Consider the following 25602-nt stretch of genomic DNA (forward strand, 5'->3'; position numbering starts at 1 on the left):
AGAGATTAATAAATTAGGAAGAAAATTAGCAAAAGGTTAGCAATTTGGATTGGATGTTACTTGATGCAATGAATGGCCGTTTGTTCGGATTCTCTCGTAATGCATAACGTAATTCGAATTGACTCATTGAAAATCCTACCATAATGTTGTCGTGAGTCAATGAATCGTTTTCGGTAGGAATTACTCATGAGTCAATACGGTGTTTGGACTATCAGTAAGGCCCACAGCTATTGCAGCTCCAACTAATCCTGGATTATCTATTTTAATAAAATTCATAGATTGTCCAGATAAATTTAATACTGTCGAAGACACAATATCTTTATATCCAGGAACTTCCCAAAAAATAGCTCCTTCGGTTATAATCTTATTTTGAACTTGCAGGGTTTGACCCTGTGGGTTCATTTCTAGAGTAGTTGAGAGGATAGCTCCGATTAGCTGGGCTGATCGGGTAAATAAAAGCTTAGCCAGCTTATCTCCTTTTAACATTTTCATGGCTAGTTGCTTGCTGTTGGCTATTTTTTCATTTGTTATTTTGTTATATATTAAAGGTAAATATTTTCCCGAAACCAATTTCTCAAAACTATTAATACCAGGTTCCGGACTTATTTTGTCTAGCTCCTCGTCAATTTCCGTCCAGACCGATAAATCCTTAACCTTAAGATTTCCCGCCTCGCAGTTTATTACTTGTTGATCTTCTCCAACTACCGCCAGGTTCATGCCCGTTCCCACTACAAGACTGGCAACCGGGTCATGGTTGATACCAGATAGAAATGTGGCCACCGTATCATTAAGCAGAACTATGCGCGGCACGCTGTAACCTCGAGAATGCAAAATTTTGATAAATTCTGCTCCAATATATTTCCCAACTAATTTTGGGACTTTGATACCTTTGGTCCAGTAAAGTAATTTGCCGTCCGCCGCTTCATTAATAAGCGTTACAAAAGAGAAAGTGAAGCCAATGGGGATATTGTCTAGGACTGGTTCTATCTGATCAATGATCTGGTTATAGAACTCTTTTGGTGAACATATATCTTTTGTACAAGGAACGTTTCCAGAAATAATTTTACCAATCACTGGATTAGAGCTGGAGAGAGTAACTCGCCCTGCCCTAAGATTGGATCCGCCTAGCTCAATGACTATGTATTCTCCAGGCTTTGGTTTGTTGTTAAAATAAATACAAGAAGGATAGTTGCCCAAGCCAGCTCCTTCTATAAAGCGCTTTCTAACTTCAAGAAGTTGAGCTTTGGAAAGCTTAAACTGAGATAAGTCTGCTTGCACGATTAAAGTATAACACCCTATGCTAAAATATTAACCATGCTAGACAATATTACAAAAGGGCATGAGGAATCTTTAGATAATCCAGGGATTGCAAGTGAACCTCTTCCAAAGACCGAAGCCCAAAATCCCCCCGCTGATGGAAATACATTATTTGTCTTCCGCCACGGGCAGACCCATCACAATATTAACAAGATATTCTGCGGTAGACATGATTCTAAGCTGACGGAAGAAGGAATTAAACAGGGAATGGAGTTGGCTTTGAGAATGAAAGATAAAAAGATTGATTTGGGTATATACTCCAACCTATCCCGAGCTAAAGATACCCTGGATTTAGTTTTTGAGTACCACCCAGGTACCCCTCAAGAAGCGTCAGATACACTTTTGGAGCGTGATTATGGAGATTTAACTAATACTTCCAAAGCTGAGCTTAATAATAAAAACCCCGAATTAACCCAGAAGTATCGCAGATCCTGGGACTTTCCTCCTCCAAATGGTGAATCACTAAAAATGGTCTGGGAAGGGCGAGTAAAGAAATTCTGCGAGGATATTGAAGATAGAATTAGAGAAGAAAAGATAAATATTGCGGTCTCATGCACAAACAATACGATGCGCTTGATAAGGATGCATTTTGAAAAGCTGTCAATTGAAGAAATGTTGTCTATTGAAAACCCCACCGCCCAAGACTACGCAGCGTATTTGATAAGATAATTATAAAAGTAAAAGGGGACGTTTCTTAAATGAGCTTATTATTCGTATATTTTATTATAATATTAAAGGCAAGGCCTTTAATATTACCTTAACCACTTTCAGAATTAGGCTTTACTTACAACATTATCTGATCCTTTGGGCTGGATACCTGATTTGGCTCCAAACTATATGACTGAGCTACCGGTAGATCCAAAGTGAGAGCTTTGGAAGGCGAAGCCTTTATATACTCCCTCCTAAATGCGGGATAACTTTTTATCTAAAGTTAATAACTTAGCACCCTTTTTCTTTGCAAGAACTAAATATGAAGCATCGTAAGCGGATACGTTGTGGTCTATGGCTGTTTTTAGAACATCTTTAAAGCCTATCGGTGCCTGTTTAATATTTAGAAGCTTGAAGGCAGAAAGCAAATTATATGCTTGTTTCTGACTTATTTTTTTGCGCATAACATTAGTTTTTAGAGCGTTTGCTATTTCGTAACTAAGTAGTATTGGCGCAATTAAGCTAATTTTCTGCTGTTGATATAAACTGAACAACTTCTGTGCTTCTGGTGTATTTTCGCTTGGTAAAAGAAAGGATAAAACATACGATGCGTCAATAACAAAAGTTTTAGTATTTTCTGCCATAGTCAATAGAGACGCTAAGTTCCTTTGTGCTAAATTTGTGCTTGATTGAAGCGCGAATTTGATTAATTTGGTTCACCCCCTCGGATTTCTGTTGATTAATATGGTCCTCTTTGTCTAAGTATATCTTATAAACTGCTGTTCTGATAAGCTCACCTACTGAAGAATCATTATTTTGTGCAAGTCCAACCAAATAATCCCAAGTATCCTGATCAAACAATATATTTGTGCGTTTAGTTAACATATATATACATATTAGCATACACATATACCGAGAGTCAAGCTCTATATGCTTGGATAAATGGGGTCAGCCACCATTTATGTCAGCAATAACCTCGGGGTTGCGGGAGGCTTATCATCCGAGCATTAACTTCATGGGCTTGAACTTGCGATTAAAAGGATCAACCATTAAGAGATAAGGGGACGTTTCTTAAGTGTACGCTTGACAATAAATGTTGCGTACACTATAATTTAGCCATTATGCCACAATTACTAACCATTACAGCTTTGCGAAAACAGCTATTCCCGGTAGCAGATAGGGTAATTAAAACCGGCGTTTCAGTTAAATTTACCAAGGATAATCATGTGTTAAAGCTAAGCGTGGAAAAAAAACCGGATAAGCTTGCAAACTTAAGGAAGCACAATGTCATTGTAGGCAATCCGGAAGATCTTGTTAATTTTAAGGTGTGGGAGTGGAATGAACCGGAAAACATCAAGTAAAAATGGTATTTATAGATACGCACGTATTATTATGGTTATTTGATAAGAAACCAAATTTCTTATCTAAGAGAAGCATCGGGCTCCTGGAGAATAATTCTATTATTTATAGTCCGATAGTTGAACTTGAGTTGCAGTATTTGTTTGAAGTAAAAAAAATAAAATCTCGCCCTTTTACATTAATAGCAGAGTTAGAAGAAACAATAAATCTGCAACTATCTACTTCAGCTTTTAATTCAGTTATCCAGCATTCCATCAAGAACTCTTGGACTCGTGACCCGTTTGACAGAATAATTACTGCTGATGCGCAGCTAAATAGATCTTACTTAATAACAGCAGATAAACTAATCCAGAAACATTATCGAAAAGCGCTTATTTGAGAGCTTATGCTAGGATTTAAAATCCTAAGCCTCTATACTTTGCACTGCCACCACCAGCGTCGCCCCAATAGTAATAGTAATTTGTAATCTTAAGCTCACCATTTATTCTAGCCAGCTCGATAATCATTCTTGACTCGACCAGTTCACCATATTCTCCTACAGCTGGACTCCATCCCTTGCGCTGTTCATCAACAATGACTCTGATCTCAAAATCGGCAGAGTTGCCATAGTCGATATTGATAATTTCCCAGGTATTAATTCTAAAGTTTGATCCTGCTGTGTTAAATAATCTGGGTCCTGTAGCATCAAGCCCCATCATGCTATTGTAGCTATCTATTTCACTGGGGAGCGAGGGCGCGGTAAACATTGATAGTAGCTCACTAACCTGTCTATTTATAATTGCAGTTTCAAAGTTTTTGATTACGCTAGATATTTGTTCATTTGCATTTGGAGTTGGACTAGCGGGGGTTAAAGTTGGTGTTATAAAAGGCACTGTAGGCTGGATAGGTGGTATAGGAGAATAACTGGCAGTTGGAATAATATATTCCGTTGGATTCGTATTCGCAGGATTTGTAATTAAACCACTGTCAGATTCTTCTCGTTTGGAATTAATAAACATAATTGTGGAAATAATACCAACAGCCACTCCACTTAGTAGTACTATAGGCAATAGTACTCGTATGTTCATATCTTTATAATAAGATTATAACATCAAATTAAGAGTTCGCCTCTTAATTAGTTGTTTAGCTGTTATAATTATTCTGTGAAAAACTATATTTTGCGGTTGCTAATGTTCTGCCTGATTAGTTTTGGAATTGTGTTGGTACTAAGCCTTGTTCTTGGAACTAATTCATTTAATAAATACTGTGCACAAGCTCAAGCTGGAGACTGGGGAGGAGCGCTGTCTGTCTATGGAAAAGAGCGCTCTGGGTTTTTAGGTTGTGAACTTAATACTTTAACTCTCAATTTTCCTGTTCTGCTCTTAGGTATATTTATACTGCAATACTTAGCTCAGATTTATTTAATAGTCATCTTGAAGAGACGCAGACTTTTAGTGCACGTCTGGATAATGGCAGTTATGATATTTCTACTTATTAGCTTAATCTATCTTTCAACAAGCATATTTCCTTACTTAGCTATTAACCCATTGGAGGGGCAGGTCAGGCTTGAACATGGGTCATTGTCTGCTCTGGAGATATTGAATGCGCCAAGTATTTATCGTTTACTTGATTTGGGCGTACTTCTTAACTATCTAATGCAGATGTTTTTTGTTTTCACGCTCCTATTTGCTGGTCCGCTTGTTGCAATTTGGAGTTTAAATAAGTTTGAGAAGAAACTTAAGCTCAAGCCGGGCATTAAGATGTACATCTATACTCTACTGTCATCTGCCTGTATTCATGTATTTATAATTGGCATATTACTACAGACACTTGTTTTTTGGAATTTCAGGCATAACCGCCCTCAAGTTGAAATAAGAGAAATGCCTCTTGCGCCATCTGTATTTGAAGCTACCATTCCAACTTTCAAACCACAATTTGTAGAAATTACGCTTCCACCTATAGAGGAATAAGTAATTACCCTTTAGGACAACTATCCACGAGCTGGTTGGCCCATAGATCAGATTGATTATCCTCTACTCCCAGCTTCTTAATACCCATTGTGTAGATATCACAGTAGTTTTGATCAGTGAATAAGCCGGTGAAGAACTCTCCAGATCCATTGCCGTCTGTGTTAAGAGATCCTATGCTTATAGATCTTTGTTTGGTAATTACAAAGACATCATACTTACTATTTGGTTCCAGTCCCCAAGCAGATCCCTTTGTCTTAACAGAGGTGGTGTTGGCAAATGGATCATACTGCTCTATCACAAAGTTACCCTTCGCCCCTGCACCAGAACGGCTTGAATTACTATCTTTCACAAATGTTATATCTTTATATGAAACATTTGTCTCCATTTCTGGGGCTCCAAAACTGGTGTCGTGACCAATGGGGGCAACGTTAACTGTCATACCTGCTCTAAATACAGACCCGTCTTTTCGGTAAGCTTTAGCCTCCAGCGGAAGCCGGTAATTGTCATTGATGCCAGATACGTACTTTGAGAGCTGTAGGTCTAGTACGAATGGTCTGGCATAAAGAGTTCCAGCTAGTACGCCTGATGCAGCATAAATCTCTAGCTTTTGTACCTCCCCTACTACTTTTACCTCGACTTTAATAGTTTTGTCTGCCGTGTAGGCTTTATTAGCTTCTGGGGTTATAAACTGGATTTTATCTTCATTCACACTACGGGGATTTGGATCTACTTTATTTACGCTCTTATTAACTGTGGCAGTTGGAAGAGGTTTGTTTGTTGAATTGGGATCGTATATGTCAGATGGAGGTGTTATAGTAACCTCATTCACAATCTCATTTGGCATCTGCACTGGAATAGCATCTTGAGCCGGGATACCCACAGGTGCACCAACTAAGAGCAGTACGGACACAAAAAATGCTTTTATAGCTTCAAACATGATTATCGTTTACTACTACTAATTATTTAAATAATCAAAATCTAATGATGGCAGGTTCGCTGGTTCCTCTAGTGTTCCTAGTTGTTCAGCCCTCAATAATGCTTCAAACTCACTGGCAAACCCTGCTAACTCTGTATCCATTAAATGGATACCCATACTTGGAAACTCATCTGCCAAAGTATCACCATCCACTCCCTCAAGTTTTCGTTCTATATAGGCAGAGACTTGCTCATAGAAATCACTATTGAGTTCTAACTCTATCTCTGATGCATATAGTGACTTAAGTATTTCTTTGATATTCAAGACTGTTCACCTCCTGTTTGTATTTTAATCAGCAGACTTTCAAACATGATTGTATTTTACATACAAATTGCACCAAGTCAAATTTTGGTAAATGGGGTCAGCCACCATTTATGTCAGCAATAACCTCGGGGTTGCGGGAGGCTTATTATCCGAGCATTAATTTCATGGGCTTGAGCTTGCGATTAAAAGGATCAACCATTATTTCCATGTTCTCCAAAGTTACAGCTCCTAAAAGAGCTTCGTCCCCTCTTTGTCCTAGAACTACTGTAGAAGGGGCTTTGTTCCCATCAAATTCAATCATTGCATGGCCAATGGAGCGGGTGACCATACTGCCGTCAGCAAGAGAAAACTTCTGTTTCTTAATTGGTTCTAACTTTAGCTGTTTAACCATTTTGTAAGGAATAACCGTGTATCCCGCTCCTGTATCAACTAAAAAAGTATCTTCCGCCTTGCGCCTGGGCAACTCAAGTGTTGAAATTGTGGCATGAACTGTTGTTAACCCCATATGAACTTATTGTAGCACAATACTTTATTTTAAAACCCGGTTTTAAAATAAATTTAGACAACATAAGCAGGTTTAAGTTATAATTAAGCAAATGGCGTTAATTTGGGATTATGATGTAGATGAGCTGAAAAAACACCTCTTGGGAGATTGAAAATCCTGGAGCGACTGATCAATTACGGTCCGACCGAGCCGGGAGAAAAGATTGATCTTGCCGAGGTAAAAAAAACTGGGACAAATTGGATATCCACTCTGTTCATCGTCGGAGATTGATGGAATATTTGATATGGAGAAAGTAAAGTTTACTAAACCGCAGCAGATTGTTGTTGATAAATTTAAACTAAATTCCTATCTACGGAACAATTTTTATTTTACGAGAGGAACAGCGCTCAGTGTCTATTATTTCGGTCACCGTGAGTCAGAAGATTTAGATTTCTTTACCGAGCAGTATTTACCAAAAGAATTGGTTCAGCAGTTTGTATCTAAAATAGCATCTAAACATAAACTGAAATTTAACTTGCGCGAAATTGATCCTGTGCTTATTGGAGAGGTTTACATGAAAATTGAGAATTTTACAGTATTACCCAAGATGCTGGTTCCGCTCACACTTCCCCAGCTCCAACGTTTTTTCAAAAGACAGTCTCGCCAGCTGGCAAAATCGTTTACTAAATAAAAGTTCCTTGCACTTATGTTATTTACTCTCCTGGTGCCAGGAGTTGGTAATTACTTAGATTTTGAAGGTTTCTTTTTTGTAGCTTTCTGCTCTTCTTCCTTTTCCTCTTTAATATCTGTCCAGACTGCGTAGACCACGGCTCCAATAATAAAAACCCAGAGTGCGATGCTAATTAGAAGTGCAATAAATCCATAAAAGTTCATATGGTTATTGTATACCAAATTCTTATCCAACTTGCAAGACTATTTTCATAAGAGTATACTCATGAGGAATAAGATGTCAGCTGTACTTATAGTTGAGGATGATAAATTAATTTCTGATCTCTATAAACAGGCATTAACAAAGGCTGGTTTTACTCCTGTTGTAGTTTCACAAGTAGAAGAAGGTTTAGTTGAACTGAAGAAAGGTAAGTACGATGTGGTGCTTCTAGATTTGGTACTCCCCGATCAGACTGGCTTTAGTATCCTTGAACAGATCAATAAAGACCCGGAAATATTAACAAAGGTTATTGTAACAACTAATTTTGGTCAGAGTGAAAATATTGAAAAAGCCTATAAGCTCGGGGCAATCGACGTTCTCTTAAAATACAATATTACAGCAACAGAAGTAGCCGAAAAAGTAAAGGAATACTTAGCTCAATCTAAATAACCCCATTTCTTAAGTAGGGAAAAGTCAGACTCCCAACGATTACCGATGTCATTTCTGTAGTACATGTGAGGAATTATGATGTTTTTGACTCGGCTATAAGCTTGCTTTTGTGCCAGCTTCATAGAGCTACCTGATCCAACAACCACAAGAACCGTGCCTTGGGTTCCGGATACTACCCAATCGTCGCCATCTTTCCTGACATCTTCTATGTGAACACCGGCACTTAACTGGTTCTTGAAGATAACTAGATTGCCTTTAGATAAGGTTTCAAATGCCATTTTGTCCTGATACGGATACGGAGGAACCACTACTCTTACTCCAACATGAAAGCCTTTTTTAGTTTTTAGTTTAAAATTCTCTCCCTTTGCCAATTTATATAAGAATTCGCCGGTTGGAGTTTTAAACGTGTCTTGCTGGATCATAATGGTGGGATACCCAAATCGGCAGGTAAACTCTAAGGGATAAATATTTTTAAGCGTGACAATACAGTTAATGTCAAAATAGCCGACAAATTTTTCTTCTCTTAGTTTTCCAGTAAAGCGCTCAATTGTTGCTTGTGAGAGCGAATTTGATTCTTTCCAGAACATGCTGGTTCCCATTTCTCCCGTAGTTACGCCAAGATCACCTGGAAACAGCTTCTTGTGTTCAAAAGAGTGATGGAAAGGCGGGATAAATTTATTACCATTGAAAAATCCACCGATAGCATATTCAACTCCTGAGATTTTTTGCTGCAATTGTAAGTCTGTCAACTTGTTCTTCTTTCTCTTGCTATAAGAATTTAATATTCTAATCACATCACTTCCATCCTCCATCTGGCCAACGTACAGCATTCTTTTTATTGAAATATTAGACAAGCGTCCCGATGGCTTCACAACATATTTTGCCGGGTGACTATTAATATATTCTATTGCAGACTCACATGAACTAAATTCGTGAAATGGCAAGATTTTCACGCCGTGCTTCTTTAATTCTAGCTGACCAAATTCCCTGTCATCCTCAAGGCGATCTGTATAGGTTGTTCCGCCAACAACCAGCTTGCCTTTTTTTCGTAGCGCTTGTGCAAAAAAACCAAATCCGCAGGTATCGTCAAAAACTATAATATCTGCCCAGTCTATATGCTCCTTCCAGTCGGTAACTTTTGTTACAAACCCATCGGCAAGATTTTGCTGGTCCTTGTCTTTTATAAAATACTTAACCTCATGTCCCTCTTTGGATACTTGCCAAGCTAGATCGCCTATGTACGCACCAATTGATACAAATAGAAATTTTTTTTTGTTCATTCGTTTCGTGGTTTACCCATGGTTACGGCCTGCTTTCTATAATTATTAACAGATTTTTGTAAAATTTGTTCATATAATTTAGCGTAATCAAACTTAGGTGTCGTGTACTGTATAAAAGGACTTACATTAACGTCTATGAGACTTGGATTTCCATCTTCGTCCAGCCGAAAGTCAAAACGCGCATAGTCCCTGCAATCTAGAATGGTAAAGATATCGAATGACAGTTCGATCAATAATTTTTCAAGTTTTGGATTAATGTCCTTTGCCGGGTAGCTACTTTTAATATAATCTGCTATTGTTCCAATGCCACCTAAGCTTAGCTTTGACTTATTTTTCTGAAATACCAGCTTATTTAACGGCAATGCCTCAAGGTCATTATCATCATTTCCAATCACAATTACCTCGTATTCGTCCCCTTCTAAAAATTCTTCCACTACAACGGGACAGTTATAATAATGCATCATCTTTTGAATTTGTGGACGTAACTTTTCAGGCTTTGTTATAAGTGATTCATTGTTTATGCCAATCTTAAAATCGTGCGTCGCTGGTTTAACTATTAAGGGATAGATGAGCTCTTCTTTTATTTCATCTTCTAGCTCAAAAAGATAGTCCCAATCTGGCAGAGGAACATCGTGAAAGTCTAGTAGTTTTCTTATCTGTATTTTGTCCAATAACTGGCGTGCAATGAAGCTAGTTGCGCCAGTAAAAGGTATTCCGGAGATCTCAATAGCTTGTAAATTATGGAAGCTAGGCTTAGAATTACCAAGTTCAATATTGATGAGATTTATGATGTAGTCATAGTCGAATTGTCTCAGCTTAGTTAAGATAACATAGCTACTTTCGCTAAGGATTTCTTCAATTTTAAACCCTTTTTTAATTAATCCATCTTTGACTTTTACATAGTAATTATTATAGTCGCTCTCCTGATACTGATCGATGTTAGTAACTAGGGCAATATCTAATTTTTTAAGCTCAGTTGAAGAAACATAATTAACTTTTTCTTTCTGTAATAGATATTTTTTAGCAATACGCGCAGATGACAGGAAATTGTTTTTCTGTGCCTTTCCAGCAAATGACTGGTAGTCAAACTTTGTAACCTTTAATTGAACTTGCTCTAATGCCTCTTGCAAGTTGTCATTTACATCCAAAGGGTTTTCACCTGAAACTGTAATCCAGCCGATCGTCTCGACTCCCTCTGGAGGAACTAAGACCGCGTCTCCGAGCTCTTTGTATAGTAGCATGTCTTCAAAATATGGTTTCTTCTTCAATTTAGGATGGATACTAACTTCATTTAAGATTCCCGACTGTTCGGTCGAGAAATCCCAACCAATAATATATTTCTTGGGTTTAAGTTCACGCGTTGAATCTATATACTCTCCACAGGCAACGCTAGCCGCCAGCTTAATCAGGTCAATTCCCCAAACAGCTAGAATATACGAATAGATATAATCTCCCCCCATTCTAAGGTTTATTTCCAGAGGTACCGGGCCGGACTTTGAGTATTTGGCTTCAAAATGAATACAGCCATCAGTTATTCCCATCTTTTCTAGGACCTGCTCGGCCATTTCTATCAGTTCTTTCTGATGGGTTGGAGGTAGATTTGAGGGGGTTGCCTGTCCCTTATCTAAGAAAAATTTGCCACGACTCTTGTCATAATTATCCGAAACAATAGCAACTTTTACCTTGCCATTTTGCAAAACCAGATCAATATCCACTTCGTCTCCGTCAATATATTCTTCGGCAAAAATATCAAGTCCGTCGTGTAGAGCTGTTTCGGTTTGAGTTGAGAGGTTTTTAACCATGTAGCTGTAAAGCATTTCTAGCTCACTTAGGCACTCTACTTTAATTACTAAGGCTGTTAAGGTTCCATAGGCAGGTTTTAGAACTATGGGAAACTCTAAATTTTCCTTAATTTTTAGAAGATCTTCTTTGGAGCTAATCTGTAAATGAGCTGGAGTTGGTAGATTATTTGCTTTACAAAATTCTCGGAAAAAAAGCTTATTTCTGGCTCTGCTTGCTATAGTAAAAGAGCTTCCTTTTAGGCCTAAAGCATCAACGAGCTTCGCGGTAAGTAAAACATCATCTTCCCAGAAAGTTATTACACCATCTAACTTAATCAGTTTTTTGCGGATAAAAGAAACAGTATCTGAAACTGCCTGGACATGATTGTAGTTATCTGAAATGACCCAGTCTGTAACATAATCTTTTGCCCAGTTAACCTCGGAATTAAGACAATAGATTCTATATCCAAGCTCTTTAAGTCTGGCAAAAATAAACTTCTTTTTGTAATAGCCAGTGTTAACTACAAGGAGGTTTTTAGCAGAGGGGGGTTCGACCTTAGAATCTGTCTTCATGTATGTGTATACATCTATTATTACCTAAATTTTAGCCTTGTCAATAATTTGCTTCTTCTCAAATCCCCCGAGGTCTTTTATTTTCCACATGAAGAGTCTGCCTTTGTTTTTAATTTTTCCCTGGTCTTGGATTTTGACGAACGAGAGAGCTTTTTCAAGGATGGCCCGAGGATGTTTTTTAGCTAATTTAATATAAAGTGCTTTATGCATCTGGTCGTCTAGCTGCTCAGTAAGGTAGATACCATAGTTTTGAAATTCGCGTGAGATGTACTTATCCTCCACGGGATTAAAAAGCTTTAATATTTCACCGATAGTGCTGATATTATTTTTTGATGGCATACAGATACCCCCAGATTATAGCTCCAACTAAGACAAAAAAACAGAAGCAAGTTGTGTGTTTGACACTTATGTCAACATCTGTTAAACTTAAGACATGACTGTTCAACAACAATTAACCTTTCACAAAATTTCTGCAAAAGGGCAAATTGTTATCCCGTCCTTGATACGAAAAAAATTCGGCTGGGAATCTGGAATGAAAGCCTTTGTTAAATCAGCCCATCCTACTGAAGTTGTGTTTTCAATTAAACCGGCTGTCCCTAATCTTGGGTACAAGTACAAAGGTTCGCTTAAAGATGAGCTTCCTTCTCTAAAACTTTATCTGAAAGATAAAAAAGTGGATATAGCAAAAGAATGATAAAATTAAACTACGTTCTTGATTCTTACTCGCTTATAGCTTTTTTTCAGAATGAGAAAGGTGCAAACACAGTGGCTGACCTTATTACAGAAGCGCAAAACGGGGATCTCATTTTGTTTTTACATTCGGTTAATTGGGGTGAAATTTATTATACTGCTTACAGAGAAAAAGGAGTTACTGCCGCACAAAAGGTTGCTGATACGATCAGAAAGTTACCGATTTTGGTTATTGAAGACGCTTCGCTTAATTTTATATCCGGTGTGGCAACAATTAAAGGTAAGTATTCCCTAGCATATGCTGATGCCTTTGCAATCTGGTTAGGCTTAAGCAAAAATGCGTTTCTTGTTACAGGCGATCCAGAAATTATAAAAGTATCCAAAAAAGAAAACAAGCTTAAAGTTATAAATATAAGAGAATGAGTGGCTAGTTATATTTATTCATGGCGGAATCCACTCCATTATTTAATATCTCCCTTATTTCCTGGGCGGCTTTTTCGATTACTGGGTCGATTATTTCGCGGTCCTCTTTGGTGAAATTGGATAACAGGTAATCCTTGGCTTTAGCACCGGTTTTAATATCGCAGTTTAGAGCTTGAACACCAATTCTTACTCTTATAAAATCCTGTGATCCTAAGTGGTCGATCACCGATTGTACTCCATTGTGACCTGCCGAGCCTCCACCAAGTTGAACCTTGATCTGACCTATTGGTAAATCCAGCTCATCATGCACAACTATTAAATTATTAAAGGCAAGGCCTTTAATATAATTTCTCACTTCTCTCCCACTATTATTCATGAATGTCTGGGGTTTTAAGAAAATTACTTTCTCAGCTGCATGAAAATTAAGCTCATTGAGTTTGTCAATCACCATAAAACCAGCATTGTGTCGGGTATTCTTGTATTCTGCACCTGGATTTCCTAGTCCTACTACTAATTTCATGATTTGCTTTAATATGGTATCATAACATTATGCCTACTCATACAGATTTACCATCAGACAATTCGGTTATGGAATCAAAAAGCTCTGGTTCAGCTGTTTCTGGTGGTGGAGGTAATAATCGCAACTTAATAGCTGCCTTCTCCTATCTAGGTGGACCTGTAACAGGGGTAGCTATGTTATTGATTGAAAAGTCAGATGCTTATGTTCGTTTTCACGCCTTGCAATCAACCATTACATTTGGATTTTTAATATTAGCAAATATAGCAATTGGTTATCTGCCTCTGGGTGGGTTTACTTTCCTGCTTTCTCAGTTCTTTAGTATGGTTGGAGTGATTGTGTGGTTTGTTGTAGTTTTTAAAGCTTATTCTGGTGAAGAATATGAACTTCCTTTCTTCGGTGCTCTCACCCGCAAACAACTCCAGAATCTGTTATTTTAAAACCCGGTTTTAAAACTTTTGCACAACTTAAGGCAAGATCTTCCTCCGCATGCTGGCGGACATACAGGGCCTTGCCTTGTATTAATTCTGGGTTGGAGGTTTTGATACCATCGACCTTAAGCTCTAGCATTTTATTAAATACTTCTTGACTATTTACAGGAAATGTGTAGACAGGGATTTTCCGCTTATGAAAAAAATCTATTACCCCCGGGTTTAGTGCTCTCCAATAAATCGACGCCGCTGGAACAAATGGTTTACGTTTAGCCATAACTTTTACCAGTCGCGGCCATAGTGGGCGTAATACAAAAAAACCTAGGTAGCCTATTAGTCGAATAGTTCTATGACTTAATAAACCCTTGCGGTCTGCATAATTAAAAGAGTAAGTTAACTTTGCTTTGGGCAATACCTGTGACAAAATATACAGTTCTTCGTGGTTAAACGAGTCGATCATAACGCGACTCTCTAGCTTATATTTGTTTATTATTTTTACAATATCATCTATCATTCCTTCTTGTTTTAAGTCCAGGTTAAACATGACATTCCCATTGAGCTCCTTTAAAATATCATTAAGTTTTGGAAGGTATTTTCCTGTTTTTTGTTTAAGTTCTTTATGGGTAAATTTATCAACTAATATTCGGTGGATGCGGTTTTTAACGCTCCTATCGTGGGAAACGACCAGAACTTCATCTTTTGTCTTTCGAATATCAAGCTCCACATAGTCAAATCCCTTTAGCTTATCTTTTCCCCCGGATAACCATTCAATAGCCTTATGAGCAAATAATAGTGGTTTGTACTTTTTATTAGTCACGCAAGTGCCTACTTAATTCATGTCTTAATTGTTCGGTTAATTCCTTAAGCCTACTTAGCTTCCAAGGATTTGAATGAGGCTTCTGTTTGTATTTAGAAATTGTTTGATTATAATAATTTAGCGCTTGCTCAGCTACTTGCGGAGCTGCAAATTGCTGAGATAGTTTAGTGGATGTTGCTGACATTTTTCGCTGTAGAGTACGGTTGCCTGTTATCTCTAAAATTGCCTTAGCTAATGCATTGACATCCGCTTTTTTAACTAATATTCCGTTTTTATCCATCAATTCGGTCATTCCAGCTTGATCGACACCAATAATCGGTAATCCGTGCGCCATTGCTTCGAGCACCACCATTGGCTGATTCTCCATTGGGCTTGCTGTAATAAATACATTAGCAACATAAAGCATTCCTGATGATATTAGCTTGTGATTTTCTATATAACCTGTAAAATGGCATTTATCACCAATTTCTAGTTCTTTAGACAGAGATACCAGATCTTTCGTTGCTGGGCCATCGCCAATAATTAGTAATGATAATTTAGGGTTTATTTTTACAGCTTTAGCAAAAGCTCTAATTACATAGTCAACTCTTTTCTCTAGCGATAGTCTGCCATAATGAATTACTACATTATCTGTCAATCCAAGCTTTTTTACAGTTCGGGCAACTTTGGCTTCATCGCGTGGCTGGATATTGTCAAGCGAAACAGGATTTGGTAAATGTTGTAGATTGTCCTTAAACTTGGATTTCTTAAGATATTTTATTAATTTTCTTGACGGTGACAACTGCAGATCACAGTAACTATAGAAAAAACGGCAGTATTTAACTGAAATAGTAGATGCTAAAGATTGCATAATGTCTGATTTAATAAATGAAAACATTGGCGCATTCAAATAGGCATGATGTGTGCCTACTAGTGGTACGTTTAAGAACCTGGATGCAACAACTGCATCAAGTCCAACCGTGAATGGAGTATGGAAATGAATAATGTCAGGTTTAAATCTTCGTAGGTGTTTAATCACTTTTGAAAAGTCAAAAAGAGATAACTTAAATTCCGGATAGAAACCGGTGGGAATAGATATCAATGAAACGATTTCAACTCTTTTATGTTCAGGTCTGCTTCTTTTTATACCTGACATGACTGGAGTAAAAATCATCACATCGTGTCCTTTGTTGGCAATTTCAAACGCAAGATTCGCTACAGAAGTTGCAACTCCGTTTACCTGAGGTGGGTACATATCAGTAAAATAAGCTATGCGCATATAGCCTATTATATACCCAAAGCATCAATTACCTCACATGTAAAGGCTTCGCCTTTAATTGTTTATATCATCTCTAAGAGAATAAATAAGAAGTATAACAATACTAACACTCCCCCCTCCCAGCGGTCGAGCCTGTGTTTAGTGCGGGTCATAATGTAGAAGATAAAGAAAGCTCCGACAAAAAAGATGCTGGCGACTAGATATTCACTTAGAGCAACTATCTTAATTGGATGAATTAAGGCGGTGATTCCAATGATTAAAGTTCCATTGGCAACGACTGACCCCATTAGATTACCTAAAAACATCGCCCCTTTGCGCTTTTTAATTGCTTGATACTCAAATGCCAGCTCGGGTAGACTGGTTCCAAGTGCTACAACAAATAAGCCAATTAGAAATACGGGTATATGAAATGTTCCGGCAATAGCTTGAGCTAGTCGGACAATTAAATCTGAGGTTATAAAAATACCAGCTACAGCTAAAAAAACCATTCTTAAAGTTTGCTTGGTTCGCTTGGGCTGAAGGCGCCTGAAAAGTAGCGCTATTCCACTCTCCCTTCCCTCATAACCCATCTGACGCTTAGTTAAGAGTGTGTAGTTATAGATTCCGTAGAGAGCTATTAAAATAATGGCGTCAACACGTGTAAGCTCTTTATCTAATAACAGCACTAAGGGAGAGGCTCCGGCGATGAAAGTGTGTAGTAGATCTTGTTTCGTGGTACCGTTTTTAATTACGAGTGTTCCTCCAAATAATGCTGCTAAACCAGCAACAATTGTTAAGTTTGCGATGTTGGACCCTATTACGTTTCCGAGTGAAATGGCTGGGGTGCCTTCTAGCGCAGAGGCGATTCCTACGAAGAGCTCCGGTAAACTGGTAGCCAAGGCCAAGAGAAATCCTGCCAGGGCAAAGCCACCTATTTTTAGATCGTTATTTAGTCGGCTTAAATATACGATTAATTTGGAGGTAATCTGAATTAAAAGCAGTGAGAGTATTACTAGTAAGGCAAAATAGAGTAGTGTCATCTTCTATATACCCACTTTATCATTTCAATCAACAGAATTACCAGACCGCTGGCCCCAAGGACAATTATCCAGCTAGAAAATCCCAGTGGCACTGTATGGAGTAGATTGTTAAAGAATGGCACATATAACGAGATGAGCTGGAGTAGGAATCCCCCAATTACAGCAACTAATAAAAATTTATTGCTAAGAATTGAGGTTGATAATATTGATTGATGCAAGTTTCGCACAGAGTAAACGTAGAGCAGGCTATCTACTCCCAAGGTAGCAAAGGTCACAGAGCGGGCTAGCGTAATGTCCCCTGTACTTTTCCAAATCCACCAGAAAATGCCAAAAGACGCAACTCCAGTTACGCCTGAGATGGTTGCAGTTAATATCCACATCTGCCTATTAAACAATCCTTGATGGGGATCCTCAGGTTTTCGTTTCAAAACATCTTTTTCTTTGGGCTCAACTGTTAAAGCAAGGTTGGGAAAGCCGTCTGTTAAGAGATTAATCCAGAGAATCTGCGCCGCTGTCAAAGGAAGCGGCACTCCAATGAGAAGTGAGAGAATGATAAGAATTATCTCGGAAAAACTATCTGAAAGTAAATAAAGAGCAACTTTTCGAATATTGTCATAAATACCTCGTCCCTCCTCAATTGCAGATATAACTGTTTTGAAATTAGAGTCCAGAAGAACCATGTCTGCAGTCTCCTTTGCAGTATCTGCCGCCTCGTTAACCACCACGCCAATATCTGCACGCTTGATGGCAAGCGCGTCATTAACCCCGTCTCCAAAAATTGCCACAACCTCCCCTTGTTCTTGTAGTTTTTCCACAATCTTGAGTTTCTGGCGAGGCGATACGCGAGCAAAGATGGTTGTTTTTGCTAATTTTTCTATCCAGTCTTGTTGACCCCATCTTTCTATCTCACTTCCAGTTACAGCCAGGTCTAGTTTATAATTTTCTTTTAGATAGCTTGACTCTGATTTGATATTGCTCCAGATAGCCCGGGCAGTGGGTAAGTAGTCGCCAGTGATAATCTTTAATCTCACACCTGACCTTCCCATAGCCTCAATTGTTTCAACAACACCAATGCGCACCGGATCTTCGATGCCAACTAATCCCAACCATTGGCATGACTCTATACCCATTCCAGGAATGTGATTCACATTCCTGGAATGGGTTTTGCAGGCTAATCCTACAATTCTAAGACCCTGCTCTCCCCACTCTTCAATTTTTTTAAGCCAGTTGTCTTTTTCCTTATTATCGATATTACATAGTTCCAGCACTATTTCAGGTGCTCCGGATAGATAGAGAGTGTTTTGATTTTCTTCTTTTACCAACGCGCTCTGGTATTTTAAATCAGGATCAAATGGCAGTTCATCAATCTTCTCCATATTAAAGGCCTTGCCTTTAATATGGAGAAGATACTCATTAATGGCTAGCTCGAGTGGATCTTCTTGGTTATTAGCGTAATGCATGGCCTGCATCGCAGCCTTTGTATCTGTAAAATCTGTTCTACTTACGCTCATTTTGCCCTCAGTGAGTGTTCCTGTTTTATCTGAGGTAACTATAGTAACCGAGCCTAGAGTTTCTGCGGCAACAAGTTTTCTGACCAAGGCTTTGCGCTTGAAAATGCGCTGCATCCCAATTGCTAAAATAACTGTTAAGGACACCATTAATCCTTCCGGAATTGCCGCAACTGCCACAGCCACACCAATTGTAAACATTTCTAAAGGATCCTTACCTGTTAATACTCCAATTATAAATATTAGCACCGCAATTATTACTACAGCAACGGCTAAGAATTTTGCTAATTTAGCTAACTTGAGCTGCAACGGGGTTTGTGCTTCTTTTTCATCTCGTAGTTGAACTGCTATTTTACCAATCTGTGTTGCTTTGCCTGTCTCTTGAACTTTCATTAGCCCCCGGCCTGACAAAACTGTCGTACCCATGAAAACAAGATTTGCAGATACCTCTCGTCCTGTTATAACTTTTTGAACCGGTACAGATTCTCCAGTGAGTATGGCTTCATTAATTGTTAAACTATGGACTTCAAGAAGCTGCCCATCGGCGGGTACTCTTTCTCCCGCGGCAAGTATGACTATGTCACCAGGGACTATATCTTCAATTGGAATCTCTAGCCTAACATTTGACCTTACTACGGTCGCGGTTGGGTGTAGGAATTTACGAAGTGATTCTAAAGCATGTTCTGCTTTTTGCTCTTGGTAGTAACCTAGTGTCGTGTTTATTATGACAGCTATCATAATAACTGCTGTATCTGTAAAATCCCTAAGGAAAAAAGTGATTCCTGAGGCTATAAGCAGAATATATATTAGAGGTGAGGTAAGCTGGCGTAGAAAAATTCTGATATCTGGTGTTGGAGGTTTTGAAGGGAGCTTGTTTTCTCCATGATTTTTAAGTCTTTTTTTAGCTTCTTTCTCTGTTAGCCCTCTTTTATTTTGCATACATCAAATCTTAACACGTTTCATCAAATTATTAAGTATAATAATATTATGAACCGCTGCGCTAAAGGCTTTACACTAATTGAACTATTGGTTGTAATCTCTATAATTGGGTTACTTGCTGCTTCTGGATTGGCCTCATATAGAGGAATTACTAAGCGAACTCAATATAATAGGGCTAAAAATGAAATGAGGCAGCTAGCTGAACTGATGGATCTTGCCCGGGGAGAGAGTGGGTTAACATTAAAAGAGATAACTGGAAATGGTTGTTCAGAGTGTGTTTGTCGTGGTGCAGATAATATTACAAGTGCTAGTTGTCTTAATAATTACCTTAATGTTTTATCGACCTTGAATGTTGCTGCAAATGGGTTAATGACTCTTGAGTCCCCTTTTTTGGATCCTTGGGGAAATCCTTATATGGTCAATGAAAATGAAGGTGAAAGCGGGGGTCCAAGTTGTCCTGATGTTAATGGAGATGGTGAGTCTTGTTGTACAGATAATATTCACTCGGCTGGAGAAAATAAGTTTGCCGCAGCTGGATGGGTATATGATGCTGACGATATTAACCTCAACGTTCCTACATATTTCTGCAGTCCTCCGGAGGGCTATCACCACGCAGATCAGAACTGGAACTAACTTTGAGCCTTAGATATTTCTCTTGAATTTATAAGGTTTTTCTCGTATAATATGTTTACTATGAATTTGAAGACTGTTACTGATCTTAGAGAGAAAACCATGATGATGCTTAAGCAAGCGCAAAAAGCTGTCGAACCTATGTATATCCTGCATCACTCTAAACCCCAAGCAGTATTATTGGGAATTGACGCTTATAGCAAGCTTCGTGATTTGGCTGAAGACTCGATTGACGCGCAGTCTGCTCAGGAATTTGAAAAGGAGAATAAAGCTAGAGTTCCTTGGATATCACACGACAAGCTTATAAAAGAGTTGGCTTAAATATAATATGGACTCCTTTACTCTGCTCTATCACCCACGTGCAGTAAAAAATCTAAGACGAATTCATCCCACTGATCAAAAGAAAATCATAAAGAAACTGGAGATATTAGCAAAAGAACCAACTTCAATTAGCTTAAATGTTAAGAAGCTTATAAATACTGGTCAAAGTTATAGATTAAGAATGGGTAATCTTCGAGTTAATTATGAAATGAATAAGGGTAAGCGAAAAATCTATGTCTGGAATATAGACTACCGCGGGAATATTTATTAATTCAAGTAAGGCTTAACCTTACTTGAACCTAAAAATATTTAAGGATCTGGGAGTGGAGGGCGCGATTGGTTGAAAGCAAGGTCTTTGTTTGTCGACCAATTGGCTTGCCATCTAAATCCGTAACTTTACCACCCGCTTCTTCCACAATAATTGACACAGCTGCAATATCCCACAGATTAACATATCCCTCTGGCCCAAAAAGGTAACTTGTGAGTGAAGTTTTTAGTGCCATCAATGGGGTCGATTATCCAGGTATATTCTGAATCTGTTGTATTCCTTCCTTGTTCCTCACCCAAGAATCCGTGATTAGGAAATGCTTTATGCATGTGCTCACGAATGGCAGTTTCCGCTTCCTTATCTGCAATCGTAACTGGAGAGTTGTCTTTTTTTACTTGAACTGAGAAGCCTTTGTTAAAATAATTTGTAGTTATTTTGCCTGCTATATTAGAAGCCTCGATAGCTGTTTTTAAGAATTTAGACTTGTCCTGCATTTATAAATTTTATCACATCCTAGCGGGTGACAGAGTAAGAATAATTATAAGTTTTGCTCCAGAGAGTTAGAAAGCTAAATCCCTTGCTGATGATTATTTCTAGATCAATATTATCGTTAGACAATAATGGGCTAATGGGTGTTACTGTTATATTGTTTCCAGTTTCGCGAACCCTAATTTTATGTTTTCCCCTTGTAGTTTTGACTTTGACGCTATAGTTTCTATACATAAAATTCTTGCTTATTTCAAAACGGAAAACTGGGTTACTGGAAATTGTAGAATCTGGCGATGGCGCTAGATTTCCCGGGGGACGAATGAAAGATGCCCCTATAAACAAGAATAAAAGCACTAATAATGGTAGAACAATATATTTGTACGGAATCACCACTATGGGCATGTTTTCCTGGAAATAACCCTTGATAGCTTGCGTGTTAATTCTCACTTTATTTGGTTATTATATAGTTGATTAATTTCTGTAAGATTAGTTGCTTGGGTAGGCTGTTTATCATCGCGAAAGCGTTTCAATCTAGGAAAACGCAGAGCCAATCCTGCCGAATGCATGGTGCTTAGGGTAAGTTCGTCTGCTTCAAGTTCTACAACAATCTTTGGATCAAGCCAGACATCAACATCAACAACATCATATACTTCGTATTCATTAGGTTTACTCTTTACTCTTAACTCTTCACTTTCTTTCTTTAGCTCTCTCCATTGATCATCAGACAAACCAGTGCCTACTTTAGACACTGTCTTATAAGTCTTGGTTTCCTCATCATATACGCCAACTAAAAATCCTCCAATGCCAAACTGCGTGCGTTTACCTTTGCCCAGGTCATATCCTAACACCACGGCGTCAACAGTATCTGAAAGACTTGAGGAGTAGCTTTTTTTATACTTAATCCAGTTAAAGTTACGCGCTCCAGCAACGTATTTGGCATCTAGACGCTTGGCCATAATCCCCTCAAAATTATCTGCTAACGCTTTTTCAAAAATCTTTTCAAGGAGCTCTGCTTCTCCAAGCTGGACATGAGTCTTTTCGGATAAGACTATGCGTTTACCATGGGTAATAATATCCTCAAGCTCTTTGCGGCGCTTTATAAATGGCTGGTCTAGGTAGCTATCTCCATCAAGATAAAGCAGCTCAAAAGCAATGAGCTTTAAAGGAACAGATTTTGCTAACTCATCAATGCCGTGCTTGCGTTTTCTCTGGACTGTTTCTTGAAAAGGTAAATTTTTTCCAGTTTCAGGGTCATATGCGATTGCTTCACCCTCTACGATTGCATTATCTGCTTTAATTTGTTTCTGTGAAGCTTCTACTATATCTGGATACATAAAAGTAACGTCTTCCAGTCCACGCGTAAACAGCTTAACGTCGTTTCCCTGTTTATGGATCTGGAGTCTGAAGCCGTCTATTTTAGGTTCTACCCCGCAATCTCCAATCCTAAGCAATATCTCTTCTCCCGAGCTTGCTCGCTGGGCTTTGGCCATTAAGATCGGCACACCAAGCTCTGGCTCCTGTAGTTTTTTTACCGCCTCTATCCCCTCTTTTTTTACCAACTTGGCAAGTCTGCCCACGTCGGGGCGAACATTATATGCTGATTCAAGCTCTATCTTGCCAGACTTATCTCCATTAGTCATCACTGACAATGCATCAAGAACTGTTTTATCCGAAAAACCTAAGCGCATTTTGGAGATGGGAATTCGTACAAGATATTTGGCGGTGTTAGCGTCAACAGTTTGCAAGAGCTTTGCCACGCCCTGTAATTTTCGCTCTTGTGAACCAGTTCCTGAATCTGTAGCTATGCTTAATAGTTGACTATGTACTTGACCTACAGATAAATCTTTATCTATGATCTTGTCACCTAAGAGAGCTACAACTGTGCCTATATCTCCTGCCGATTTAAATTTCTCGTTAGCTATTTCCTGACTTATATCATAAGCCTGAGCCACGGCTTTGACCATCATCTTTTCTGCCAAATTAAACTCTGTATTTGCAAAAAGTGGTCCCAGCCTTCCTAAAGATAGATAGCAGACCTTGTCTACCTCCTCAATGTCTGCTTCCTTCAGTAGTTCAGCCAAAATATCTGTCATGGAGAGACGCGAGCTAACAGCCTCGATCTGTTCCCAATACGAGGAAAGTTTAGAGATCTTCATGATATTTATTATACAAGATACGTCTTGTTAGTATATATTACACAAATAATAGTAGGGGTTATAGTTGATTAAGGGTTTGTTTACCTGCCTTAAAAGGCTTCGCCTTTATATGTTGCACTTTCTTTTAGAATGCTTGACTAAATTTTAGATTTTGTGTATAATAAAAATATGGAAACACAAACAATTAATCTAACAGTCAGCCCACAAGGGCAGATAACAATTCCAAAGGCTTGGCGTAAACTGCTTAGTCTTAACCAAGGTACACAGGTAATTGCCTGGATAGGTGAATTACTGCATGGTGGTAAAACTCTTGTCCTATCCCCTAAGCCCGATAGTTGGACTAATCTTGTTACTGGTTCAGGCAAAGGTTTATGGTCCAATGCAGATAATTACATAGAACAGCAACGAGAGCAATGGGATTAAATCAATTTAAAAATCGATTGGTTCAGGCAAAGGTCTGTGGTGTGGATTCAATGATATTTATCTATCTGTTTGAACAAAACCCTCGTTACTATTCGTGGGTAAAAACTCTTTTTGATCTGACAGAACAAGGAAAAATACAGCTGGTTACATCTGTAATAACTCCAATTGAGATTCTTTCTACTCCTGGGCTGACGGACAAGCCCTCTCAGATTAAGCTTTATCTGGAATTTTTTAAGCAAATGAATAATCTTACAGTTGCAGATATAAGTTGGGAAACGGTTGAGTTATCTTCTAGCTTAAGACGTAAGCATGGACTACGTACGCCAGATGCGATCCAGTTTGCCACCGCACAGGTTCATAGTGCTCCTCTATTTTTAACAAATGATAAGCATTTTAGTAAATTAGAATCGAATAAAATTCTACTTTTAAATTCTTTATTATAGGTTGATAAACCAAGGACTTGGTCCTTGAGTGGTTATTTCCCGCAAGAATTGCGATAAATGTTATAATATGCTTATGTACAGACCTGTATATACAATTACAAACTCCATGCTGCGTGAAGTTGGAAATATTGATGCAGCTAAGGCTATTATTGACGCTTCTCCACTTTTGCCTTCGTGGGAGAAACGCTTTCAGGATGATGCTTTAGTTAGGTCTGTGCATCATGGAACACATCTTGAAGGTAATGAGTTAAACATCTCAGAGGCAAGACGGGTTATTGAGGGGGAGAAGATTGTTGGGAGACCTAGAGACGTGCAGGAGATTATTAATTACCGTAATGTTATTGATTACATTGGACAAGACAGAAAAGAACTAGATGAGACACTTTTAAAAACTTTGCATAGATTAACAGCGGAGAATATTCTAGAAGAAACACAGATTGGAGTCTATCGTGGTTCGCAGGTAGTGGTTCGCAATCTTCATACGGGAGATGTAAGTTACCGCCCCCCACCGGCTGTTGAGGTCCCATATTTAACACGAGAATTCTTAAATTGGTTAAGAGATGAGCTTAAGACCCACCCAATTATTAAGGCAGGGATTGTTCATTATGAGCTAGTTAGAATTCATCCGTTTGTTGATGGAAATGGGAGAGTGGCAAGAGCATTTACTGCAGCTCTTTTGTATAACGAACACTACGATACAAGGCGCTTTTTCTCTCTTGAAGAGCACTATGACAGGGATGCTTTAAGCTATTACAAAGCTCTTCAATCTGTAACCGAGAGAGATCTAACTCCTTGGTTAGAGTACTTCTGTGAGGGGTTGGCCATCGAGTTTATGCGTATAAAGCAGAAAGTTATGAAGATATCCCGCGATCTAAAGTTTCAACATGTTATCGGCGGGCAGGTATATTTGGGTAATCGTCAGATTAAGGTTATTGAATATATTCAAGAACATGGATTTATGCAAAACTCTGCTTTTAAGGCTATTTTCCCGGATATTTCAGATGATACGGTGCTTCGTGAATTGAAAGATTTAAGTAAGAAAGGGATAATTAAAAAAAAAGGGAGGACAAAAGCGGCAAGGTACGTGCTTGCCTAAAAATACGATGTCAACAGCTGATCCATCTATGTTGTATATTACACTGGTCTTACCAGCGCTCTTCTCTTTGTCTATGATATTTGAGGGAGTTCACAAGTTTATGGAAAAGCAATCTGGTTGGGTGCCGATGATAATGGGAATTATTTTCTTGCTTGTAACCATCACCAGCTACTTTATGTTTCAGTAAAGATCCGATCTTTATAT

Annotated in this window: 35 protein-coding genes; 16 read left to right on the forward strand and 19 right to left on the reverse strand. The window is 38.5% G+C overall.

Annotation, left to right across the window (positions count from 1 at the left end; all coding sequences use genetic code 11):
* Positions 1-180: 180 nt before the first annotated feature.
* Complete coding sequence (locus tag CO050_03740; protein PJC31126.1) at positions 181-1278, reverse strand: hypothetical protein; 1098 nt, start codon at positions 1276-1278, stop codon at positions 181-183.
* A gap of 36 nt (positions 1279-1314) precedes the next feature.
* Here CO050_03740 and CO050_03745 point away from each other — a divergent pair, with 36 nt between their 5' ends.
* Positions 1315-1986, forward strand: coding sequence for a hypothetical protein (locus tag CO050_03745; GenBank protein PJC31127.1), 672 nt, complete (start codon positions 1315-1317; stop codon positions 1984-1986).
* Between the two features lie 233 nt (positions 1987-2219).
* On the opposite strand, the gene CO050_03750 is transcribed toward CO050_03745, so the two are convergent.
* Positions 2220-2609 (reverse strand): hypothetical protein, encoded by a 390-nt coding sequence (locus CO050_03750; protein PJC31128.1) that lies wholly within the window; start codon positions 2607-2609, stop codon positions 2220-2222.
* Complete coding sequence (locus CO050_03755; GenBank protein ID PJC31129.1) at positions 2593-2850, reverse strand: hypothetical protein; 258 nt, start codon at positions 2848-2850, stop codon at positions 2593-2595. The genes CO050_03750 and CO050_03755 overlap by 17 nt, the downstream gene beginning before the upstream one ends.
* A gap of 236 nt (positions 2851-3086) precedes the next feature.
* Here CO050_03755 and CO050_03760 point away from each other — a divergent pair, with 236 nt between their 5' ends.
* Both CO050_03760 and CO050_03765 read left to right on the forward strand, forming a co-directional pair.
* Positions 3087-3326: a type II toxin-antitoxin system prevent-host-death family antitoxin gene (locus CO050_03760; GenBank protein ID PJC31130.1), complete on the forward strand. Its 240-nt coding sequence runs from the start codon at positions 3087-3089 to the stop codon at positions 3324-3326.
* Between the two features lie 2 nt (positions 3327-3328).
* Entirely contained in the window at positions 3329-3703 is a 375-nt protein-coding gene (locus tag CO050_03765) for a transposase (protein ID PJC31131.1), read from the forward strand.
* 16 nt (positions 3704-3719) lie between these two features.
* Here the strand turns inward: CO050_03765 and CO050_03770 are convergent, their stop codons facing one another.
* Positions 3720-4391, reverse strand: coding sequence for a hypothetical protein (locus tag CO050_03770; GenBank protein ID PJC31132.1), 672 nt, complete (start codon positions 4389-4391; stop codon positions 3720-3722).
* 75 nt (positions 4392-4466) lie between these two features.
* On the opposite strand from CO050_03770, the gene CO050_03775 reads away from it, so the two are divergent.
* The gene (locus CO050_03775) at positions 4467-5273 is read left to right on the forward strand and encodes a hypothetical protein (protein PJC31133.1); all 807 of its coding nucleotides are present in this window, start codon (positions 4467-4469) and stop codon (positions 5271-5273) included.
* Positions 5274-5277: 4 nt separating this feature from the next.
* On the opposite strand, the gene CO050_03780 is transcribed toward CO050_03775, so the two are convergent.
* The 3 genes from CO050_03780 to CO050_03790 all read right to left on the reverse strand — a co-directional run bounded on the left by CO050_03780 (position 5278) and on the right by CO050_03790 (position 7018).
* Positions 5278-6210 carry a hypothetical protein gene (locus tag CO050_03780; protein ID PJC31134.1) on the reverse strand — a complete coding sequence of 311 codons (933 nt, stop codon included), beginning with the start codon at positions 6208-6210 and terminating at the stop codon, positions 5278-5280.
* Between the two features lie 18 nt (positions 6211-6228).
* Positions 6229-6513 (reverse strand): hypothetical protein, encoded by a 285-nt coding sequence (locus tag CO050_03785; GenBank protein PJC31135.1) that lies wholly within the window; start codon positions 6511-6513, stop codon positions 6229-6231.
* A gap of 145 nt (positions 6514-6658) precedes the next feature.
* The gene (locus tag CO050_03790; GenBank protein ID PJC31136.1) at positions 6659-7018 is read right to left on the reverse strand and encodes an aspartyl protease; all 360 of its coding nucleotides are present in this window, start codon (positions 7016-7018) and stop codon (positions 6659-6661) included.
* Positions 7019-7301: 283 nt separating this feature from the next.
* Between CO050_03790 and CO050_03795 the strand changes: the two genes are divergently transcribed.
* Positions 7302-7688: a hypothetical protein gene (locus CO050_03795; protein PJC31137.1), complete on the forward strand. Its 387-nt coding sequence runs from the start codon at positions 7302-7304 to the stop codon at positions 7686-7688.
* A gap of 264 nt (positions 7689-7952) precedes the next feature.
* Entirely contained in the window at positions 7953-8336 is a 384-nt protein-coding gene (locus CO050_03800; GenBank protein PJC31138.1) for a hypothetical protein, read from the forward strand.
* Here CO050_03800 and CO050_03805 read toward each other — a convergent pair.
* The 3 genes from CO050_03805 to CO050_03815 are packed head-to-tail and all read right to left on the reverse strand — an operon-like array spanning position 8324 to position 12309.
* The gene (locus CO050_03805) at positions 8324-9616 is read right to left on the reverse strand and encodes a phosphoribosylamine--glycine ligase (GenBank protein PJC31139.1); all 1293 of its coding nucleotides are present in this window, start codon (positions 9614-9616) and stop codon (positions 8324-8326) included. The genes CO050_03800 and CO050_03805 overlap by 13 nt on opposite strands.
* A complete protein-coding gene (locus CO050_03810; GenBank protein PJC31140.1) occupies positions 9613-11970 on the reverse strand; it encodes a hypothetical protein in 2358 nt (785 codons plus the stop codon). The genes CO050_03805 and CO050_03810 overlap by 4 nt, the downstream gene beginning before the upstream one ends.
* Positions 11971-11994: 24 nt before the next feature.
* A complete protein-coding gene (locus tag CO050_03815) occupies positions 11995-12309 on the reverse strand; it encodes a hypothetical protein (GenBank protein ID PJC31141.1) in 315 nt (104 codons plus the stop codon).
* A 94-nt stretch (positions 12310-12403) separates the two neighbouring features.
* Between CO050_03815 and CO050_03820 the strand changes: the two genes are divergently transcribed.
* Positions 12404-12664, forward strand: a complete 261-nt coding sequence (locus tag CO050_03820) for a hypothetical protein (GenBank protein PJC31142.1) — start codon at positions 12404-12406, stop codon at positions 12662-12664.
* A complete protein-coding gene (locus CO050_03825) occupies positions 12661-13083 on the forward strand; it encodes a VapC toxin family PIN domain ribonuclease (protein ID PJC31143.1) in 423 nt (140 codons plus the stop codon). The genes CO050_03820 and CO050_03825 overlap by 4 nt, the downstream gene beginning before the upstream one ends.
* A 4-nt stretch (positions 13084-13087) precedes the next feature.
* On the opposite strand, the gene CO050_03830 is transcribed toward CO050_03825, so the two are convergent.
* On the reverse strand, positions 13088-13603 hold the full coding sequence (locus CO050_03830) for an aminoacyl-tRNA hydrolase (protein ID PJC31144.1): 516 nt from the start codon (positions 13601-13603) through the stop codon (positions 13088-13090).
* A 29-nt stretch (positions 13604-13632) separates the two neighbouring features.
* Here CO050_03830 and CO050_03835 point away from each other — a divergent pair, with 29 nt between their 5' ends.
* Positions 13633-14040, forward strand: a complete 408-nt coding sequence (locus CO050_03835; protein PJC31145.1) for a hypothetical protein — start codon at positions 13633-13635, stop codon at positions 14038-14040.
* Here CO050_03835 and CO050_03840 read toward each other — a convergent pair.
* The 4 genes from CO050_03840 to CO050_03855 all read right to left on the reverse strand — a co-directional run bounded on the left by CO050_03840 (position 14006) and on the right by CO050_03855 (position 19572).
* Positions 14006-14848 (reverse strand): hypothetical protein, encoded by an 843-nt coding sequence (locus CO050_03840; GenBank protein ID PJC31146.1) that lies wholly within the window; start codon positions 14846-14848, stop codon positions 14006-14008. The two genes, CO050_03835 and CO050_03840, sit on opposite strands and share 35 nt — an antisense overlap.
* A complete protein-coding gene (locus CO050_03845) occupies positions 14841-16106 on the reverse strand; it encodes a hypothetical protein (protein PJC31147.1) in 1266 nt (421 codons plus the stop codon). The genes CO050_03840 and CO050_03845 overlap by 8 nt, the downstream gene beginning before the upstream one ends.
* 62 nt (positions 16107-16168) lie before the next feature.
* Complete coding sequence (locus CO050_03850; GenBank protein ID PJC31148.1) at positions 16169-17125, reverse strand: hypothetical protein; 957 nt, start codon at positions 17123-17125, stop codon at positions 16169-16171.
* Positions 17122-19572 carry a hypothetical protein gene (locus CO050_03855; protein PJC31149.1) on the reverse strand — a complete coding sequence of 817 codons (2451 nt, stop codon included), beginning with the start codon at positions 19570-19572 and terminating at the stop codon, positions 17122-17124. Before CO050_03855 ends, CO050_03850 begins: the two co-directional genes overlap by 4 nt.
* 48 nt (positions 19573-19620) lie before the next feature.
* Here CO050_03855 and CO050_03860 point away from each other — a divergent pair, with 48 nt between their 5' ends.
* The 3 genes from CO050_03860 to CO050_03870 are packed head-to-tail and all read left to right on the forward strand — an operon-like array spanning position 19621 to position 20794.
* The gene (locus CO050_03860; GenBank protein PJC31150.1) at positions 19621-20205 is read left to right on the forward strand and encodes a hypothetical protein; all 585 of its coding nucleotides are present in this window, start codon (positions 19621-19623) and stop codon (positions 20203-20205) included.
* Positions 20206-20256: 51 nt separating this feature from the next.
* Positions 20257-20523: a hypothetical protein gene (locus CO050_03865; GenBank protein ID PJC31151.1), complete on the forward strand. Its 267-nt coding sequence runs from the start codon at positions 20257-20259 to the stop codon at positions 20521-20523.
* Positions 20524-20530: 7 nt separating this feature from the next.
* The gene (locus CO050_03870; GenBank protein ID PJC31152.1) at positions 20531-20794 is read left to right on the forward strand and encodes a type II toxin-antitoxin system RelE/ParE family toxin; all 264 of its coding nucleotides are present in this window, start codon (positions 20531-20533) and stop codon (positions 20792-20794) included.
* Positions 20795-20822: 28 nt separating this feature from the next.
* On the opposite strand, the gene CO050_03875 is transcribed toward CO050_03870, so the two are convergent.
* From CO050_03875 to CO050_03890, 4 genes are read right to left on the reverse strand one after another with little or no spacing between them, the layout of a single operon-like run.
* Positions 20823-21026: a hypothetical protein gene (locus tag CO050_03875; protein ID PJC31153.1), complete on the reverse strand. Its 204-nt coding sequence runs from the start codon at positions 21024-21026 to the stop codon at positions 20823-20825.
* Positions 20971-21285, reverse strand: coding sequence for a hypothetical protein (locus CO050_03880; protein ID PJC31154.1), 315 nt, complete (start codon positions 21283-21285; stop codon positions 20971-20973). The genes CO050_03875 and CO050_03880 overlap by 56 nt, the downstream gene beginning before the upstream one ends.
* A 19-nt stretch (positions 21286-21304) precedes the next feature.
* Positions 21305-21727, reverse strand: a complete 423-nt coding sequence (locus tag CO050_03885; GenBank protein PJC31155.1) for a hypothetical protein — start codon at positions 21725-21727, stop codon at positions 21305-21307.
* On the reverse strand, positions 21724-23436 hold the full coding sequence (locus CO050_03890; protein PJC31156.1) for a DNA ligase: 1713 nt from the start codon (positions 23434-23436) through the stop codon (positions 21724-21726). Before CO050_03890 ends, CO050_03885 begins: the two co-directional genes overlap by 4 nt.
* Positions 23437-23604: 168 nt before the next feature.
* On the opposite strand from CO050_03890, the gene CO050_03895 reads away from it, so the two are divergent.
* From CO050_03895 to CO050_03910, 4 genes are all read left to right on the forward strand, one after another.
* Complete coding sequence (locus CO050_03895) at positions 23605-23859, forward strand: hypothetical protein (protein PJC31157.1); 255 nt, start codon at positions 23605-23607, stop codon at positions 23857-23859.
* Positions 23850-24302 (forward strand): hypothetical protein, encoded by a 453-nt coding sequence (locus tag CO050_03900; GenBank protein PJC31158.1) that lies wholly within the window; start codon positions 23850-23852, stop codon positions 24300-24302. The genes CO050_03895 and CO050_03900 overlap by 10 nt, the downstream gene beginning before the upstream one ends.
* A gap of 67 nt (positions 24303-24369) precedes the next feature.
* Positions 24370-25398 carry a hypothetical protein gene (locus CO050_03905; protein PJC31159.1) on the forward strand — a complete coding sequence of 343 codons (1029 nt, stop codon included), beginning with the start codon at positions 24370-24372 and terminating at the stop codon, positions 25396-25398.
* A 7-nt stretch (positions 25399-25405) separates the two neighbouring features.
* Positions 25406-25585 (forward strand): hypothetical protein, encoded by a 180-nt coding sequence (locus CO050_03910; protein ID PJC31160.1) that lies wholly within the window; start codon positions 25406-25408, stop codon positions 25583-25585.
* Positions 25586-25602 lie beyond the last annotated feature (17 nt).

The organism is Candidatus Roizmanbacteria bacterium CG_4_9_14_0_2_um_filter_38_17 (assembly GCA_002788855.1).
In the GTDB taxonomy this organism is placed as follows: domain Bacteria; phylum Patescibacteriota; class Microgenomatia.